Source organism: Amycolatopsis pithecellobii, assembly GCF_009707865.1.
GTDB lineage: Bacteria > Actinomycetota > Actinomycetes > Mycobacteriales > Pseudonocardiaceae > Amycolatopsis_E > Amycolatopsis_E pithecellobii.
Genome location: NZ_WMBA01000036.1, coordinates 1 through 17,893 on the forward strand (window position 1 = coordinate 1; position 17,893 = coordinate 17,893).

Below are 17,893 nucleotides of genomic sequence, written 5' to 3' on the forward strand. Positions count from 1 at the left end.
CCGCCCGCCCGCTCGAACTGTGTCATCGCAACCGTCGCGCCGAGCAAGGTGGCCGCTGCCTCCGAAGCGGTGACGCCGTCGGGCACCACGCGGACGTTCGCCTCCGGGACGCAGACGTACTCCGCATCGGCGCCCGGACGATGAGTACCGATCAGCTGAGCCGTCGGTGACAGCTCCGGGAAGCCCGCGCGAGCCATTTCTTCCTGCTCGTCCACGATCAACGGGAAGGAGGCGACGCGGTCGCCCACTTCGACGGTGGTCACGCCAGCTCCGGTCGCGGCGACCAGGCCCGCGTGCTCAGCCCCCAGAACATGGGGAAACGTGAACCGCGCCCACGGATGCCTTCCGGCCCGCGCCACCACATCGAGCAGTCTCCCGACCGACACGGCGGCGACTTGTACCAGCACCTCGTTCTTTCCCGGGCGTGGAGTCGGCACTGACTCCACGCGGAGGACCTCCGGAGGGCCGAACTCCCGCAGCACGGCGGCGCGCATTTCCCGCGGTATGGGCCGAACAGCAGGCCAGTCCATCTGCATCAGAAGTATCCGATCAGTGATCCATCAGCGACGGGTTGATGGGACCCCAGATGTTGACGGCAGCGAGATCCACCTCCCATGTCTTGGGGTACTGGGGGAAATCCTCGTGCCAGGGGCGCGGCTCGAAGTATCCCTTCGACTCGTCCACGATCTGGTCGATCTGGGTGAACAGCTCGATGAGGTTGCCGTCGGGATCCTTGTGGTAGGTGAAAATGTTGTGCCCGGCGCCGTGGCGGCCCGGACCCCATTCCAGCGGATGACCGTTCTTGCCCAGGTGATCCAGCATCGACTGGAGGTGGTTCAGATCGCGCATCTCGTACGCGACATGGTGCATCCCGGTGTACTTCGACGAAGCCAGGAAGTTCGCCGCGTGGTGGTCGGTGTTGCAGCGAAGAAAGACGAAGAAGTCGCCGATCGTGTCTGACCACTTGAAGCCCAGGAGATCTTCGTAGAAGGACTGAAGCTTGTTCAGGTCGGGGACGAACGCGGCGATGTGGCCGAGTTTGGTCGGCCGGAGCGGGGAATAGCCGCTGATCCCGCTCGTCGACTGGGCGTCGAAGAGGTGCAGTTTCGTTCCCGTATCGGGCTCGGACAGTACGAGCACGTCGGGCGTCGACGGCGCGATGTCGCTGCGCCGGTCGACTTCGATTCCCGCGGCTTCCAGGCGGCGGGCCGCGTCCCCGAGGTCGCCCCAGACTTCGTAGCCGACCTCGGTGCGGTTTCGGGCCTCCTTCGCTCGCCGCAGCACCACAGCGTGGTGATCGAAGCTCGGGCTCAGGTACGCCTCGTCGTTGCTCTTTTCCACGAGGACGAAGTCGAGCATCTCGGTGTAATAGGCGATCAGCCGGTCCAGGTCGGGCGTCTCGAAGCTCAGATACCCGACCTTGGAAACCGTGGCCGGCGTGTCCTGCTGGTGAGGCATGGTTGAGGTGGTCCTTTCAATCATTTCCGTACGGGAGATCAAAGTTTCGAGTCGACCCGGAGTGCCTCCTGCTCGGCGTCGTACTCCGAGATCCAGCTCGGATCGAACAGTCCGGTGGGTCGCTGCTCGCCGTCGGCGAGCGGGAAGGCGTGATGAAGAAACTGTGCGTTCCGGCGGGAAGCGAGCTGCACCTGAGTCGCCCGGGGCAGCCGGAGCCGCTCGTATTCCTGCAGGCGATCGGGCACGTCCTCGGGCTTCGCACCCTCGAGGAGAACCGCGAGCGCGAAGGCGTCTTCGATGGCCTGACCAGCGCCTTGCCCGGCGTGGATGAGCATGGGATGTGCCGCGTCCCCCAGTAGCGCGATGCGGTTGCTGACCATCCGTGGCAGCGGGGAACGGAAGTAGAGGCCCCAGCGGAAGGTGCCGGCGACCCGGTCGATGACCGACATGATGACCGGATCCCAGTCGAGGAACTCGCGACGGAGATCGTCCTTGTCCGCCTCGGCGAACCACGACTCGTCAGGCAACCCGTCGGTCGGGGTGACGCCGACGAAGTTGATCTGACGGCCCGCCGATACCGGGAACGCCAGGAAGTACTTCTCGCGGTTGGTCCATACGCCGCCCCGGCCGAGGATCGGGCTGTCCGTGTCCTCGGCCGGCACCAGGCCCCGATACGCGACAAGGTTCGAGTAGACCGGCGGGGCCGGCGGTACCACGGCCCCCTGGGCGACCGACCGGATGCCGTCCGCCCCCACCAGGAGATCCACCTCCTCGTCCGGCCCGCTGGAAAAGCGAAGCCGAACCGACGTGGGCGATTCCTCCACCGCCTCACATCGCCGGCCGAGTCGTACCGAATCCGAGGGCACCAGCCCGGAGATCGTGGACAGCAGTTCGGCCCGGTGGAAGAAGTAGGCGGGCGTGCCGTCACTGCTTTCACCCGCGAAATCGCCGATCCAGTTCCCGTGCTGATCGAGAACCTCGCGCTGGCGCCGGACCGCGCCGATCTCCGCGAGCCGGTCGCTGATGCCCAGCCTGCGCAGGAGGCGAACAGAGTTCGGCCACGATGCTATCCCGGCACCCACCTCCTTGATCTCCGGCGCCTGCTCGAAGACCACCACTTCGTGACCACGTCGCGAAAGTGTCGCGGCCGCTGTGGCGCCGCCGAGCCCCAGTCCGAGAACGCCAATACGCATATCTTTGCCTCCTCTCCGAGCCAGTCCTCTGCTCCGGAAATTTGCTAGAAGTTGTTGCCAGTCAGCTCGAAATTCACGCCGTAGTCGGGGGGCTCGCCGGCAACCGGGTGCGGCGTGAGCAGGGCCAGGTGGCGCTCGGTCACGCTTCCCTCGTTCCAGTTTCGGTGTGGCACCCCGGCCGGCAGCACCACGAGGTTCATCGGGGGGACGCTGTAACGTTTGCGCCCGACTTCCAGTTCGAGGACACCGTCGAGCACGAAGTAGAACTGGTCGAAATCATGAATGTGCCACGGAAGCTTCTCGCTGCCCGCGTCAACCTCGTTCATCCGCAAAGAGATGTGCCGGCTGCCAACAGTCCGGTCGGCCAGGACAAAGCTGCGGAATCCCGGCAGAACCTCATCCCCCACGACATCGCCGACCGCGCGCACAAAGCCGGTGCCAGGGCCCCCGGTGACATCGGCGTCGACATCGACCGCCACCGTGCCCATCGTCGAAGGCGCGGGGACTATCAGGTCGAGATGCCACTCTTCGGCCGCGTCGGGATAACTGTTGCTGTGCGGCGTCCCCTCCGGAATGAAGACCACGGAATCTGCTGCGACGTCGTGATGTTCTCCGTTCAGCTCGAGGTCCATTCGCCCCTTGAGAACGTAGTACAGCTGGTCGGCGTGGTGCCGGTGCCGGGGAAATCCGCTCACTACACCGGGCGCGCGGCAACCCACGATGAGACAGCTTTCCATGTCCGCCAGGACGGTGTAGTCGAAGCGGTCTTCCGCGAGCTTCGATGGGACGAACTCTCGCACGAACTCCATGGCTCTCCTTATCGGTTTCACCCGTCGTGGAGGTGACGGTGATGGCTCGAGTAGTGCTGACGCAGCAGGTCCTTGCCGTAGTCATTTCCGTTGGGCGTTCGCACCACGGTGTGCACATGAAAGTTCGCCGCATCGTCGTTGGCGAGGAAGACCCCTGGATGGTGGTCGAACTCGATCAGGATGACGGGACTGTGGATCCGGTAGTAGAACGTCTCCCGTTGGTCAGGGTCGCCGACCCACGCGAAGAAGGTGTCATCGAGGTGCCGGCGTACCTGCTCAAGGCGGTTCCGCGCCTGCTCCGCGGGACCGAGCCCGACGTAGGTTCCCACCAGCTCCAGCAGCAGCTCACCCGCGTCGGAGCCGAACTCGGCCGCACGAATGCCCTGGTAGGGCAGGACAAGGTTGTCGGCGCCGGTAGTTGCTCTCATCCGTCCTTCGGTCGGATGATTGAGCTCGGCCGGAAGATCCTTGGTCTTCATCGAAGAGAAAATCGTCGCGCGTTCCCGCTGTCCGGCTCGGAGGGAGGCCATGAGGTCGCGCGCGATTCGGGTCTCCTCGTCGAACAGTCGCCGGCCTGCCCACGGACCGTCGTCTGCCACGGCGGGCTCTGCCCCCAGGAAAGCGGGGGTCAGCACCATGCGCCCGCGCACCACCAGACAATGCAGGTCGAGATGATGGCCTGCCAGCTGCCAGCCCCACGGCTCGGTTTCGGACGGAACTCCGAAGACGGTGAACCGGTACATCCACTCCTGAAGCGTCGCCGTGTAGTCATCGATGAGTTCTCCCAGGATCTGGTTGAACAGCATCACGGTCCGGGTTCGCTCGTAGCCCTCGACGCTGAGGCTCGCGCGCAGTACGGCCAGTGCCGCGTCTCGCTGGGTATGCGACATATCCGCAAGCAACAATCCGTGAGGGCGCCAGGTCGGGTACGCGTTCGTCCATAGCCGCCACTGCTCGGCGTCGGTGCTCAGCTGACCGGCGGTCCGCTCGAGCGGTTTCAGGCCGGCCAGATAGTCCGCTGCCGCGGCGACCATCGTCGCGATATCGGCCTCGGGCCCACCCTCGAGGGAGAACAGTCCACTTTGAACTGTCCCGTCGCTGGTGATGCCCGAGTAGGGAGCAAGGGCATTGCGGTGGACGTTGTCCATGACAGCGAGAAGTTCCGGAGGCAACTTGTCCCTCACGAATACGTCCCGATCGAGGGGGAAGATCCCTGATGGTCGCGGGGTCACCCCCCGGAAGGAGCGAGCCGCCATCGCGCACCTCTCTTCTTTTCAGTGACAGGTCCTGTCGAATGGGAACTACGAGGTGCTCACGTGTGATTCGCCGGGTAACCGGTATCCGCGGATAAGGCAGGTGGTGCATTCCGGTTTCCAGGATGATCCGGTCGACATCCTCGTCGGTCGGGTTCGCCACGCCAGGGTTGACCAGGCGCCTCGTCATCTCGTTTCGAGTGAGCTTGGTGTCCACCATGCCAGGATTGATCGCGTTGACGGTGATCTCGTGCGGCCCCAGCTCCTTGGCCGCGGTTTTGACCAAGCCGATGAGCCCCCCACTTGGACGCTACGTAGTTCGCCATGGTGTGGGTCCCGGTGCGGCCCATTCCGGACGCTGTCGTGATGATGCGGCCATATTTCCGTTCGATCATGTACGGGAAGACCTCGTCCTGCCCGACGTATGGTCCTCCTTGACCTCAACAAGTTTGGCAAAAGTTTTCGCCGATCAGCTCGAAACAAGTTTGGTGAAGATTCGCCCGGCCGCGGCCGGGTCGAAGTATTCTTCGAAACGATGGACCTGGCCCCCGGAAATCTCGAGGAACACGGCTATCTCCAGGCTGCACTCATCGCCGTCGGGAAGCGACCCGCGTAGCTCTCGATATTCGCGTGAATCAGTTTGAGCGTCTCGAGGTTGTCCGCACGCGACTGCTCACCATTCCCGTCGTTATGCCATATCTTCGCGTCAACCGCCAAGATGCGCTCCAGTGTCTGGAAGTCCCCGGATTCGAAACTGCGAAAGAATCGCTCCGCGACCACCAGACCCGCCTCAGCACCCGACATGGCCCGGACTCCTTCCCTAGTGCCTCGCTGCACCCATGTCCCACGCCGCGCGCGGTGGAGCACCGTCCGGTGCGGCGCGGGGCAAGCCCTTGCTTCGACAGACTCTATAGACTTTCGCTCTCGAAGTCTATAGACCTTGCGTGGCCAGTATTCGATAATCTGGTGTCATGGCCCCCCAGCACGCTGCGACGCCGGACGTGTCGAAGACGTCGAGGAACTCCCCCAAGGCGGTCTACCAGGAGCTCAGAAGGATGCTGCTCGACGGCGTGATCCCGCCCGGTGAGGCCGTGTCACAGGTTCAACTCGCGAAGCAGCTCGGGGTGAGCACGACCCCCATGCGGGAGGCGATGCGGCTGCTCGAGGGTGAAGGATTGCTGGTCTTCGAGCCCAACCGGCGCATGCGTGCCTCGCCGATCAGGCCGGCCGACGTCGATTCGACGTTCGCCAGCCGGATCGCTCTCGAGTCGGTAGCCATCCGGATCACCGTCCCGTTGCTGGAAACCCAAGATCTGGAGGACCTGAACGCGAGGTTGAGTGAGATGGACGAGGCGCGGGAGGCGCGAGACATCGATTCGTGGGACTCGGCGCATCAGGCGTTTCACGCGCTGCTGGTCAGCCGCGTCGGTGATCCGATGAACCGCGCCGTCCGCTGGCTGGCCGACCAGACGGAGCGCTTCCGCCGGATCGGTTTCGGTGCCGCGGCGCCGACCATCTGGGAGTCCACCATGGCCGAGCACAGGCAAATCGTGGAGTCGTGCAGGTCGCAGGACGCGACCAGCGCGGCACGTCTTTTGGGGACCCACTTCGGTCATGCGGCCTTGGCTCTGTTCGAGCAATGGAGCCTGGAGCACGAGCCGGCCGAGGTTCGTGCGGCGATAGCCGCGCTGGACAGCGCACCGGCGGGAGGTCACCGGCCGTGAGCCGCGGTCGGCTGGACGGCCGCCAGCCTCAGTTGCGTTCGTAGCCAACCACGGGCGGGGTCCCGTGCAAAGCGCGGGTTGATGATCAGATCCAGCCGCAGCGGCGGAATTTCCACCGGCGGCTGGAAGACCCTGATCAGTCTCGCCCGGCTGAATTGGACCGCCAGCCGCTCCTGGATCAGCGCCACGCATGCCGTTTGCCCGAGCAGGATGGGCAACAGCCCGAAGTCATGACTTCGTAATCGGATGGTGTAGGTGATTCCGGCGGCGTCGAGCAGGGAATATGCGGGGATGCGCCCACCGTTCGTCGTCTCGAAGACGATGTGTGGCAGTGACTGGAACTCCTCCAGCGAGATGGTGTTACCGGCCACTCGCACGTCCGGCGCGGTGGCGACCACCCACCGGTCGTAGTAGAGAGGCTCTCTGGGCAGCTGCGAAGCCACCATCTCGCCGGCGATCGCGATGTCGAGTTCCGGGCTGTCGAGAAGGTCGTCTTCGTGCTCGATCGGAGGGCGCAGCTGCAGCGAGGCCAACGGCGCCTCACGCTCGAAGCCGGCCAGCAGCCGCGGAAGTAGCACCATCGCGGTGGGAGACGTCGCCGAAATCCGGAAGGAGCGGGTGGATGTCGCGGGATCGAAGTCCTGACGCGCGAAGACATCCCGGGAAAGATCGTGCAGCACCCTGGTGAGCGGCTCGATGAGATCACGGCCGCGCGCGGTGAGCTCCAGTGACTTGCCGACGCGTACCAGAAGATCGTCGTCGAACAGCTTGCGGCACCGAGCCAGGACGTGGCTCATGGCCGGCTGCGAGAGTCCCATTCGATCCGCGGCCCTGGTCACGCTGCGCTCCTCCAGGAGCAACCTCAGCGGCAGCAGCAAGTTGAGGTCGATGGCCACGAGGCCGTCGAGGCCCGAGCTGCTCGAGCCGACCGCGATCGGCCGCGCGCCACCGTCCTCCCGCTCCGCCTGCATCTTGCGTCCTCCGCTGCTCGCTTCCCGCGCCGGCTTACCCGGAAATCTCTTCCAGTGTGCGCTGCTGGTCCGGAACGCGGTGCCGCGACGGGATTCGGCGCCTCCAGGACATGTCCCTTTTCCCGGGCTTCCCAGCCGGCGCGCCGACTCGGGCAACACGAAGAATGTGCCCGCACCGACGAAGGACGCCAAGCGGACGTGAAAGCGCCCCGCCGGGATGCGGTCGATCCGGGTCGCGGTCAGTGGCGGCGACATGATTTCGCCGACGGCGTCTGCCCCGGGGGATTCGGGCCGGTCGAACGAGATGGCGTGGATGGCCCCGTTGCCATTAGCCCCTCCCGGAGTCGAAGGTGGCTGTGCGGGTTGCGGCGGGACCTACGCGATGGTCGTCTGTAGCGAACCGAGCCCCTCGACGTAGGCAACGACGACGTCGCCAGGGACGAGGTAGGCGTCATTGTGGGCAGCGGCCGTCCCGGCGGGGGTCCCGGTCAGGACGAGGTCGCCCGGCTCCAGCGTGACCGAAGCGCTGAGTGCCGCGATCTGCGCACGCAGACCGATGATCATCTTGGCGGTGTTGGACTTCTGCCGCACCTCCCCGTTCACCGTCAGACCCAGGTCCAGATTGGACGGATCGTCGATGAACCGCGCCGGGACGACGGCAGGCCCGACCGGAGTCGACCCGTCCGCGTTCTTCGACGCGGTCCAGTCCACGCCGAAGATCGAATGCCGGAGGAGGCCGGGGTCGCGGACCGAAAGGTCGTTCGCCACCGTGTATCCCGCGACGTAGTCGAGGGCATCCTCGGGCGAGACACGGCGTGCCCGGCGGCCGATGACGGCGGTCAGCTCGACCTCCCAGTCGAATTTCTGGACGCCCGCCGGTCGCTCGACAACGCCGCGGTGCCCGGACAGCACACCGGGCTGGGCCAGGAAATGGAACGCACGTTCAGCGAAGTCGGCCGGTGGCTGCGGCATCAGCTCCTCGACGTGGTCGGTGAAGTTGGCACCCGCGCACCAGATGGTCGGGCGGCCGAGACCGGCAGGCCCGAATTCGACCTCCTCGGCCGGCAAGCCACTCGGTGCCGGGTGCTGCGCGAGGGCTTCCGCGATCGTGTCGATCCACGCCGACCAGTCGGCGAGGACGCCGGCGAAGGCGTCGGGCGCGTCGGCTCCCACGAGCCGCCGCAGCGGGTACACCATTTCACCGGCGAGCACAGCGACGGTCGGGGTCGCATCGACCACGATGTTGGCGATACCGAAGGCGGGCATGGGGATTCTCCTTGTCAGAAGGGGTGTCTCAGGCGCGCAACGCCATGGTTGCGTCGGCGTCAATCGTGAAGTCGCACGGGTCATCGGAATGGGCGACAACGGCCACCCCGACGGATTCGGCGGCGCGCTTTCTGGGGTCGCCATATCCCCCGCCACCGCCGGTACGCACGGTGACACGGGTGCCGGATGCCACCGGCAGCGAGTCCCACCTTGCCGTTGACGAACTCGACGAGTTCGCCGCCCGTCCGCATGACCGACAGCTGATTCGGCACCGCGTCGTGCGCTCCGACGACACCCCACCGCCCTGCGGGCCGAAGTTGGTAAAGAACAGCCGCCCCGTACGCGGGTCGTATCCGGGCATCAGTGCCACCCCGAGATCCGCGTGATGCCCGGCGATGGCTCCGTCGGGGTAGACCTCCGACAGCGCGCGGAAAACACAGTCCACAATGATCATCGGGTAGGTCATCCACCACCGCATCGCCACGCGCTTGGTCGCGCTCACCACCCTGCCCTCGACCGTGCGGTAGCTCGAAGGTCTTTTCGATCACGCCGGAACCGCATCGCTGGATGAGTTCGCTCAGCCTGCGCTCGCCGGTGCGGATCGCCGCGACCTGAGCCCGGTTGGTCGCGATTTGACGATCGGCAGCTGCAGGCCCTCGGCGTAGCCGGCCGTTGCGTCCCGCAGCGCCATCACGTTGCCTCCCCTTGCGTCGAATGCTCGGCATGACTGGTGTTGGGAGACAAGTAAAGAGGCGGACCTGACCTTCGTCAAATGCATGTTCATGAAGGGTCATATTCACCGCGTGCATACCTAATCCGAGGTGGCGCTGGACTGCGCCTGCGGTCTATACCTCAACGACGCCACTGCCTTGCCGCAACACCCGACGATGCAACAGAGCAGGGCCGCGGCGGGTGCGGCGGGGCTCGTCGCTCCACGCGCGCCCGCTCGTGCCGATCCCGCTGGCGACCCACCGCTGCTGCCTTGTCTGGCCGTCGAACCGTTGCAGCCAGGTCGCCGCACTCGCCAATCGGACTTATTTACGCAGGCGCGCGATCGGCCGCCCCCCGACGTTTACTGTTTTCGCTGGAGGAACTCTGGAGCACACTTGCGCGCACAACGGCATCCAACTGCACCGAACCACGCTGAACGGCACCGTTTTTCCTGCTGAGCATCATCGAACGTACCATCGTTCCCCGAGCCCTTATTTCGGGCAGAATCGTTGTCTGGGCGGACAGTTACCACGCAACAGGCACAACCGGATGTCAAACTCTGCCCGTGCGAGACTCTTCCCGACGGCGGTGTATCGCCTCTTCTTCCCCGGCACTGTCCCAGCATCAACCGCACCGGAGCCGCCGATCCCTGCGAGCCCCTTCCGGCGCAGTGCCGCTGCCCATCGCAGCGATGCCTGGACAGGCGTGGAGGACATTGGCTCACCGAGCCCGCAGCAGGGCAAGGCAACGACCGGCGGACGAACCTTCGCTTTCGCCGAGATACCTGTGGCCCCGGCTGCCAAAACCAGCGCCTGCCCACTCCTGCGGCACGATGACGCCAGCCGTGCGGGTACCGGGGGCGGACCGCCGGGAAAGGACAGGCTCATGACGTTGCACAACAATATCCAAAGCCTGGTCGAGCTGGTGTCGCAGCGCGCAGCCGACCAACCTGGATCGCTTCTGTATCGCTTCCTTTCTACCGGCGACATCGCCGATCCGGCCGACGAGATGACCTTTGCCGACCTCGATCGCGATGCGCGGGCGATTGGTACGTGGCTCCAGTCCCGGGCGGCCGCCGGAGAACGCATCGTGCTCCTGTACCCGCCGGGCCTCGACTTCATCCGGGCGGTCTTCGGTTGCGCGTTCGGCCAGGCGATCGCGGTACCTGCCTTCCCACCGGATCCAGCACAATTGACCCGGACGCTCCCACGCCTGCGCGCCATCGTCGCCGACTGCTCAGCCCGCTACGTTTTCACCACCTCCGACATCAAGAAACTCGCCGGCCTGCTCATTCATGACGCACCTGAGCTGGGCACCGTCGAGTGGGTGGCGACCGACGAGCTGGATCGACGGCTGGCAGACGACTGGCATTCGCCTCGGATTCACCGGGACGACACCGCCATGCTCCAGTACACCTCAGGTTCGACCGGAACGCCCAAGGGCGTCGTCCTGACGCACGGGAACTTCCTGCACAATTCAGAGCAGATCCGGCAAGGGTTCGGCCACGACAGCTCCACAATCGGTGTTGGCTGGTTGCCCCTTTACCACGACATGGGCCTCTCCGGATATGTCATTCAGCCGCTCTACTACGGCGGCTCAACCGTACTCATGTCGCCGCTCGCGTTCCTTGAACAGCCGGCTCGGTGGCTTCAGGCGATCTCCCATTTTCGGGCGACGACGAGCGGTGGACCGAACTTCGCGTACGACCTCTGTGCGCGCAAGATAACCGACCAGGAGCGGACCGGCCTGGATCTCAGCTGCTGGCGCGTAGCCTTCAACGGCTCCGAACCGATCCGGGCAGCAACCCTGGACCGCTTTTCGGAGACTTTCGCCCCGCATGGATTCAAGCCCGCCGCATTCCACCCGTGCTACGGACTGGCGGAGGCAACCCTCTACGTGACCGGCGTGCGAGAGGGCGAGGGGGCAGCGGTGCACCAGGCCGACGCCTCAGCGCTCAGGCAGGGCCGATTCACGGAATCCTCCCCGGGCGACGGGGATTCGCGGGTTCTCGTCTCCTGCGGGCGGCCGCGGCTGAACCAGGAGGTCGTCGTTGTCGACCCGGACTCAGCCCGTCAACGGGCTGCGGGAGAAGTCGGCGAGATCTGGGTCCGCGGCGGCAGCGTCGCGCACGGCTATTGGTTGCGGCCGGACGCAACCGCGCGCACCTTCGGTGCGCGCCTAGCCGACGACGGAGAACGCCCGTTCCTGCGAACCGGCGACCTTGGCGTCCTCGTCGAAGGCGAGCTATACGTCGTCGGCCGCCTCAAGGATCTGATGATCGTCAACGGCTTGAATCACTACCCCGAAGACATCGAACACACGGTCGCCGCCTGCCACCCTGCCATCCGCGCCGGGTGCTCGGCCGTGTTCTCGGTGAACGATCCGCGGGGCGGGCAGGAACTGCCAGTGGCTGTCGCGGAGATCGACCCGGCCAAGACGACCGACGCAGGTGAGGTGATCGAGGCGGTCCGGCATGCGGTCGCCCGAGAACATCGCGTGGCGCTGCACGGAGTGGCCCTGGTCCGGCCACGAACCGTTGCGAAGACCACCAGCGGCAAGATCCAGCGCCATGCAGTCCGGCAGGCGTGGCTCGCGGATGAACTGGACCTGGTGAACGAATGGCGCCGGATGCCGAGCAGGATGCTCAGCCAGCGCACCGGGCCGGAGGCGAGCGACGGAGCCGACGAAGCTGGCCCGCAAGATGCGGAGTCGGAGCTTCTCGCCCTCGTCCTCGAGGCCATCGGGCAACTGGTCGATTTTTCACCGGCCGAAAGCCCCGGCCCGGAGACTCGGCTCAACGCCCTGGGACTCGATTCTTTGAATGCAGCCGCGTTGGCACGGACCCTCGAGCAGCGGACCGGCTTCCGGGTACCGGTCGAGACGACCGCCGGCGATCCCAGCCTCGGCGAACTCGCCCACCAGTTGCTCGTACTCTCCCAAGCGGCCGCAGTCGCCGAGCCCGTTACCAGCAGCGAGCACATAGACCTTGCTGCAGTCGCCGATCCGATCATGCGGTTGCCCTTCACCGCTCGGCTAGGCGGTTTTGCACAGTTGATCAGCGACACCGGGTTCGATGCCCATTATCGCCGGGAGATCACCTCGCCCATCGGTCGCGAGGTCACCGTCCTCGACCCGTACACACTGACCGAGAAGAAGATGCTGATGTTCGGCTCGAACAGCTATCTCAGTCTGGCTGATCACCCACAGGTGGCCGACCGCGTCCGTGGGGCACTGGACAGCGGAGCCGTCGGGCTCGGCGGAGCACCGCTGTTGAGCGGATTCACCCGATGGCACCGGGAGCTCGAGCAGAGGTTGGCCAAGCTGAAAGGAACAGAGGACGCACTGCTGTTCTCGAGCGGATACAGCACAAACCTTGGCGTGGTATCAGCCTGCTGCCGGCCCGGCTCCTTCGTCCTGGTCGACGAATACATGCACGCATCCTTTCTCGACGGCCTAAAAATGGCCCGAGTGCATCATGCGGCATTCCGGCACAATGACGTGGAACATCTGGCACAGCTACTCAACCGACACGCGCCGGAACAATCCGACATATTCATCGGAATTGAGGGTTTGTACTCGATGGACGGCGACGTTGCCCCAGTGGACGACATCACCGACCTCGCCGACCGATTCGACGCGACCGTCATACTCGACGAAGCACACGCAACCGGAGTACTGGGTCCGACAGGACGCGGCGCGGTCGAGCGATTTTCCAGAGAGGGAAGGGTTCCCATTATCACGGGAACCCTCAGTAAAGCATTCGCCGGCCTGGGAGGCTTCGCTTGCGGAAGCAAGGAGCTGATCCAGTACCTGCGGCTCATGTCTCGTTCGAACATGTTCTCCACCGCCATGCCGCCCACCCTGGTCGCCCAGGCTTTGGGTGCACTCGACGTCCTGGAAAGCGAGCCCGGCCTGTTGCGCCGCCTGCGCGACAACATCCGGCAGGCCCAGGAGAGCTTCCACCGGGTCGGCATACGCACGGAAGGCGACCCCGAGTCACCGATCATCCCCATCCGAACGCCACCCACAATGGACATTCGAGCAGCGAGCAGGAAGATGCACGATGCCGGCATCTTCGTCAATACAGTCGAGTACCCGGCAGTTCCGCCAAACCAGCAGCGCTTCCGAGTAAGCATGATGGCATCACACACAGCATCGGATATCGAGCGGATGACGAATTGCTTTGCGGACGCGTGGAGCACCCTTGGTAAGGAGGAGGACGCATGGACCGGAAACTCCGTAAATCGAATCCCGTTGTCCTCGTGACGGGGAGTTCGTCCGGCATTGGTGCCGCCTGTGCAGATCGACTGTCCCGAGCAGGGTGCACGGTGTACGGCGCCTCAAGACGTGGTCACGCCGAGGGTGATATCCGACCTTTGGTGCTGGACGTTTCAGACGATGATTCCGTCAAGTGCGCCGTCTCCACCGTACTAAAGCGCGAGGGGCACATCGACGTCCTGGTGAACAATGCGGGATTCGGCCTCCTGGGAGCGGTGGAGGAGACTTCCGCCGATGAGGCACGAGAGCAGTTCGAAGTAAATTTCCTTGGGTATCATCGAATGACTTGCGCCGTGCTGCCGAGCATGCGGCAGCGCAAGAGCGGAATGATTATCAACATCAGCTCTCTTGCCGGCATGCTCGGCCTACCCTTCGAGTCCTTTTACTGCGCATCGAAATTTGCCGTGGAAGGATGGTCGGAAGCGCTTGCCCACGAGGTTTCCTCTGATGGAATCCGCATTGCCATCGTGCAGCCGTCCGACATCAGGACCGACTTCCCCGCAAACCGCCGCACGACCGCAGCGTTCGGCACCGATCCCACGCTCAAGACGCGAGCGAGCAATGTAATGGAGGTCGTCCTCCGCGATGAGACGCAGGGGCAGGGTCCAGACGTGGTGGCCCGGCGGGTAGCACACATAATCGCATCACCGGGGAAGAAACTCCGGTATCCGGCAGGTTCGATCGCTCAGCGCGGGGGAGTTGCCTTGAAGAGATGGCTTCCGGAAGCATTGTTCCTGCGCGCTATCCGAAAATACTATCGGGTGGACGCCGCGCAGTGCCAGGAACGGAGGTCAACGATCGCGATCGGCCGGTGAAGCGGAGATAATCCAGTCAGAGCCGAGATCTCCTCATTGCCGGGCCGACACCACGCAACGACGATGTGCCGTCATGGCGACGGCAACCTGCACGCCGAAAAACAACGTACGTCCTGCGAAAACCGTAGTGCCGGGCGATCATGAAAACTGTGGCCTCGGGGGAACTCACTACAACACAAACCCCCACGCAGAAGCCCTGGAGGCCCTGCTCCAGAAGCTACCCGACCCTGCTGCACCGGCTCGACCGTCTCTTGAGCGCCCCAAACCACGGCGGGCACGCCAACTCGACGTCAACCAGGTCCAGGAACTCGTCACCGGTTACCAGGCCGGAGCGACGGTCTACGAACTGGGCCACCGGTTCGGCATCGAACGGCGGACAGTCAGCAACATCCGCAAACGACACGACGTACCGATGCGCCGCCGCGGACTCTCCCGAGCAGGTCGACCACGCCATCCACCTCTACAACCTCGGCTGGCCCCTCGCCCGAGTCGGCGAACACCTGGGTGTCGACCACACCACCGTAGTGACCAAACTCCGCAAACGCGGCATCCCCACCCGCGACACCCACGGGCGGGCATCGCCGGGCCGGCGCAGCAGGTGTCCACCTATGACCTGTTCACGGTGTGGCATCACCTTGCGATGGGCCGCCTCACCCCGCCGACCCAGGGCGACCGGAACGCCGCCCACAGTGGCCCGGTTTTCCTGCCCTGGCACCGGCTGATGCTGCTCCTTCCGGAACTGCAGATGCAACGCGTCCTCGGCACGGAGGAGTTCGCTCTCCCCTACTGGGACTGGGCCGCCGACGGGGATCTCCCCGCCGCGCAGCAGGCCGCCACACCGCATCGACGACGTCATGTACTCGATCCTCACCAGCCAGCCGGTAACACCGGGCGACATGCTCGACGTGAGCACGTTCTACACCTACGACAAACTCCGCTGACCACGCAGCGCAGGCGTCGTCGGTGTGTAGTAACACAGGAGCGCCCCGAATTGCGATCTTGCCCAGTGCGCCGGTTACCGTAGGACCATGAGCAGCGCCAACCAGCACCAGCTGACGCGCTGGCTGCTGCTCGCCGTCCTGGCGCTGGGTCTGATCGCCATGCATCACGCGCCCGCAGAGCACGGTTCCGCCGATGGCGCCGCGATGTCCGTAGTCGCGATGACCGCGGAGCCGTCGCCCACGTTGTCCGCGGCGCCGATGACGGACGACCACGGCATGGGCGCGATGCTGCACCAATGCCTCGCCGTACTCGGGCAGCTCACCTTCGGCGCACTCCTGGTTCTTCTGCTGGTCCTGGGTTTCGCGCGGCTCACGACCCGGCATCGCGTGCCCTCCCCTCGGGCACGCGCCCGCGCGCCTGATCGTCCGGCCGGTTCCGGTGGCCGATCTCTACTGACTTCGGTGTGCGTGTTGCGGCTGTGACATGGCGCGCGGCGCCTTCGTGTGCCGTTTCGCCTTGATCGCAACCACACACGACATCGAAGGAATCGACGTGAACAAGACAATCCTGGGTATCGCCATGTCTATCGCCGCCACCGGTCTGGTCCTGGCGGGGTGCAGCAACGGCGACGGGTCCCCGCACAACGGCATGAGCATGATGAGCAGCAGCGCAGCCCCCGCGCCAGCGTCCGCCCACAACGCCGCCGACGTCACGTTCGCGCAGGCGATGATCCCGCACCACCAACAGGCCATCGAGATGGCCGGACTCGCCGCGTCACGCAGCAGCAACCCGAAGGTCAAGGACCTGGCGAGCCGGATTCAGAGCGCGCAAGACCCGGAGATCCAGCAGATGCAGACCTGGCTCACACAATGGGGCGCGGCGCCGAGCGGCATGCCGTCGATGCCCGAAATGAACCACGGGTCCATGCCCGGCGCCTCGATGCCCGGCATGATGACCGACACCGACATGCAGAAACTGCAACAGGCCGGCGGCGCGCAATTCGACAAGATGTTCCTGCAGATGATGGTCCACCATCACCAGGGTGCCGTCGAGATGGCCAAAACCGAGCTCGCCCAAGGCTCCAACACCGACGCGAAGGCACTCGCGCGGCGCATCATCGACAGCCAGACAGCCGAGATCACCGAGATGCAGCAACTGCTCACCACGATGTGACTTGTGGGGCCTGGGGTGGGGAGCGGCAGTTCCGCTCCCCACCCCAGCCCCGTTCCGGTAGGCGGCTGCCCTCCCAAGCATGATTCCCGCAGATCCCGCATCGAGCCCGGAATACCAGAAAATGTAGTGGTTGACGCAACGGCCCGAAGTCGCGATTTTCTTCCGACGGCAAGCCAGCGCATTCATCGCGGACGGCATAGCACGTTGAACCGTCCCCGGCGAAGGACGCTCACCCTGTCCTGCACGCTTTCCGTGATCTGTGGAAACGGGAGCAGATCGGTACGAGTCCAACCTGGAAACGTCGAGCCGCCATCCACTGGCGGGATTACTTTTCTTATTCATTACGCCGAAACGCGTCACCGCGTCAGCGGTGCCCCGCCAGCTCCCAACAAAGGCTGTCCGAACGCCGCATCGGCTGCGCCCCTACCTATGATATGGCCGAACGGATCGGGCACTTCGAGATTCCCGACATTGCCTACCATGCACACCCAATTAATGATCTCAGCACACTCATGACCGACATAGTCATTCTCCACAACGAGATCGTGTCCTTCGATAAGGAAGTCGCGCAGGGTGAGACCCAAAACTACATCCTGCGGATCGCGGATAGCGGAATTTCACTTCAGAAAGCTGTCACCTACGCCGACGACAGGCTTGAGCGAGCTTTTCAACAATGGATCGCCGAGCGTGGGAGAATCTCATATCTCTATCCGATACTCAACCTCTGGCACACCTCATGTACGCCGCCGACGCCCGGAGCGGGCTAGACCGGGCCCTTTCACGGGGGTTCGGACCTGGTCGTCCTCGACTGGGCGGCCCAGGCCGGGCGTGGTCTGGACCTGATGAGACGGCTGCGCCGGGCGCACGTGCTCACGCCGGTGCGAGTCAAGGTGTCCATGAGCGGCGTGCTCGACCTCGAAGTACTCACCAAGATCACAAAAGGATCATCGGTGATCCAGAGATCGTCCACGGCCAGCATCACCTCACTGTTCAGGGCACGGCCAATGCCTCTGCCGGACCTGACCAAGCTCACTGCCGGCCTGTCGAAGACGTGGGCTGGATATATCCGGGACGGGGACCGCACCTTGCGGTCGGTCAATCATCCGGAGACCACGCGCTACAACGCGGTGACGAAGGCTCACGTTGAGGCGTTTCAGGGCTGGATGATCGAAACCCGCTCAGCGTCGACGGCGTTGAAACAAGCACAAGGGGCTCCAGTAGTTCTTCAAGTGGCTGTTGGTGGATGAGCAGGACATCGATCGCTCGCCGATGGAGCGGGTGAAACAGCCCGCGACCGGAG

Annotated in this window: 16 protein-coding genes and 3 pseudogenes; 8 read left to right on the plus strand and 11 right to left on the minus strand. The window is 64.6% G+C overall.

The genetic code is table 11. From position 1 onward, the window contains the following. From GKO32_RS21625 to GKO32_RS21655, 8 genes and pseudogenes are all read right to left on the minus strand, one after another. A partial coding sequence (locus tag GKO32_RS21625; RefSeq protein ID WP_208024500.1) for an alcohol dehydrogenase catalytic domain-containing protein occupies positions 1-494 on the minus strand: 494 nt, incomplete at its 3' end. A gap of 55 nt (positions 495-549) precedes the next feature. Then, positions 550-1,458 (minus strand): VOC family protein, encoded by a 909-nt coding sequence (locus GKO32_RS21630; RefSeq protein ID WP_154758714.1) that lies wholly within the window; start codon positions 1,456-1,458, stop codon positions 550-552. Between the two features lie 38 nt (positions 1,459-1,496). Then, the gene (locus tag GKO32_RS21635) at positions 1,497-2,651 is read right to left on the minus strand and encodes an FAD-dependent oxidoreductase (RefSeq protein ID WP_154758715.1); all 1,155 of its coding nucleotides are present in this window, start codon (positions 2,649-2,651) and stop codon (positions 1,497-1,499) included. Between the two features lie 44 nt (positions 2,652-2,695). Further along, positions 2,696-3,460 carry a cupin domain-containing protein gene (locus tag GKO32_RS21640; RefSeq protein WP_154758716.1) on the minus strand — a complete coding sequence of 255 codons (765 nt, stop codon included), beginning with the start codon at positions 3,458-3,460 and terminating at the stop codon, positions 2,696-2,698. A 17-nt stretch (positions 3,461-3,477) separates the two neighbouring features. Then, positions 3,478-4,644, minus strand: a complete 1,167-nt coding sequence (locus GKO32_RS21645; RefSeq protein WP_166459684.1) for a DUF3500 domain-containing protein — start codon at positions 4,642-4,644, stop codon at positions 3,478-3,480. A 271-nt stretch (positions 4,645-4,915) separates the two neighbouring features. Continuing rightward, positions 4,916-4,999 (minus strand): annotated as a pseudogene (locus tag GKO32_RS40590) (SDR family oxidoreductase); the annotation flags it as partial. Between the two features lie 7 nt (positions 5,000-5,006). Beyond that, positions 5,007-5,126: pseudogene (locus GKO32_RS40595) on the minus strand (SDR family NAD(P)-dependent oxidoreductase); the annotation flags it as partial. Positions 5,127-5,283: 157 nt separating this feature from the next. Next, a complete protein-coding gene (locus tag GKO32_RS21655) occupies positions 5,284-5,517 on the minus strand; it encodes a sigma-70 family RNA polymerase sigma factor family protein (RefSeq protein ID WP_154758719.1) in 234 nt (77 codons plus the stop codon). A 167-nt stretch (positions 5,518-5,684) separates the two neighbouring features. Between GKO32_RS21655 and GKO32_RS21660 the strand changes: the two genes are divergently transcribed. Continuing rightward, complete coding sequence (locus tag GKO32_RS21660; protein ID WP_154758720.1) at positions 5,685-6,437, plus strand: GntR family transcriptional regulator; 753 nt, start codon at positions 5,685-5,687, stop codon at positions 6,435-6,437. Here the strand turns inward: GKO32_RS21660 and GKO32_RS21665 are convergent. The 3 genes from GKO32_RS21665 to GKO32_RS38095 form a co-directional block, all read right to left on the minus strand. Next, positions 6,425-7,663, minus strand: a complete 1,239-nt coding sequence (locus GKO32_RS21665) for a LysR family transcriptional regulator (RefSeq protein WP_154758721.1) — start codon at positions 7,661-7,663, stop codon at positions 6,425-6,427. The two genes, GKO32_RS21660 and GKO32_RS21665, sit on opposite strands and share 13 nt — an antisense overlap. Before the next feature lie 120 nt (positions 7,664-7,783). Then, complete coding sequence (locus GKO32_RS21670; protein ID WP_166459685.1) at positions 7,784-8,674, minus strand: fumarylacetoacetate hydrolase family protein; 891 nt, start codon at positions 8,672-8,674, stop codon at positions 7,784-7,786. 28 nt (positions 8,675-8,702) lie between these two features. Further along, on the minus strand, positions 8,703-9,176 hold the full coding sequence (locus GKO32_RS38095) for a hypothetical protein (RefSeq protein ID WP_246244332.1): 474 nt from the start codon (positions 9,174-9,176) through the stop codon (positions 8,703-8,705). A 1,094-nt stretch (positions 9,177-10,270) separates the two neighbouring features. Between GKO32_RS38095 and GKO32_RS21675 the strand changes: the two genes are divergently transcribed. The 7 genes and pseudogenes from GKO32_RS21675 to GKO32_RS39245 all read left to right on the plus strand — a co-directional run bounded on the left by GKO32_RS21675 (position 10,271) and on the right by GKO32_RS39245 (position 17,840). Continuing rightward, positions 10,271-13,651 (plus strand): aminotransferase class I/II-fold pyridoxal phosphate-dependent enzyme, encoded by a 3,381-nt coding sequence (locus GKO32_RS21675; protein ID WP_166459686.1) that lies wholly within the window; start codon positions 10,271-10,273, stop codon positions 13,649-13,651. Further along, positions 13,609-14,478, plus strand: coding sequence for an SDR family NAD(P)-dependent oxidoreductase (locus GKO32_RS21680; RefSeq protein ID WP_154758724.1), 870 nt, complete (start codon positions 13,609-13,611; stop codon positions 14,476-14,478). Before GKO32_RS21675 ends, GKO32_RS21680 begins: the two co-directional genes overlap by 43 nt. Positions 14,479-14,890: 412 nt before the next feature. Next, complete coding sequence (locus GKO32_RS40600) at positions 14,891-15,502, plus strand: tyrosinase family protein (protein ID WP_154758776.1); 612 nt, start codon at positions 14,891-14,893, stop codon at positions 15,500-15,502. A gap of 4 nt (positions 15,503-15,506) precedes the next feature. Continuing rightward, a complete protein-coding gene (locus tag GKO32_RS21690) occupies positions 15,507-15,902 on the plus strand; it encodes a hypothetical protein (protein ID WP_246244335.1) in 396 nt (131 codons plus the stop codon). A gap of 97 nt (positions 15,903-15,999) precedes the next feature. After that, positions 16,000-16,593 carry a DUF305 domain-containing protein gene (locus GKO32_RS21695; RefSeq protein ID WP_154758778.1) on the plus strand — a complete coding sequence of 198 codons (594 nt, stop codon included), beginning with the start codon at positions 16,000-16,002 and terminating at the stop codon, positions 16,591-16,593. A gap of 221 nt (positions 16,594-16,814) precedes the next feature. Then, a pseudogene (locus GKO32_RS21700) lies at positions 16,815-17,360 on the plus strand (terpene synthase family protein); the annotation flags it as partial. Between the two features lie 129 nt (positions 17,361-17,489). Then, positions 17,490-17,840 carry a hypothetical protein gene (locus GKO32_RS39245; RefSeq protein ID WP_246244341.1) on the plus strand — a complete coding sequence of 117 codons (351 nt, stop codon included), beginning with the start codon at positions 17,490-17,492 and terminating at the stop codon, positions 17,838-17,840. Positions 17,841-17,893: the final 53 nt, after the last annotated feature.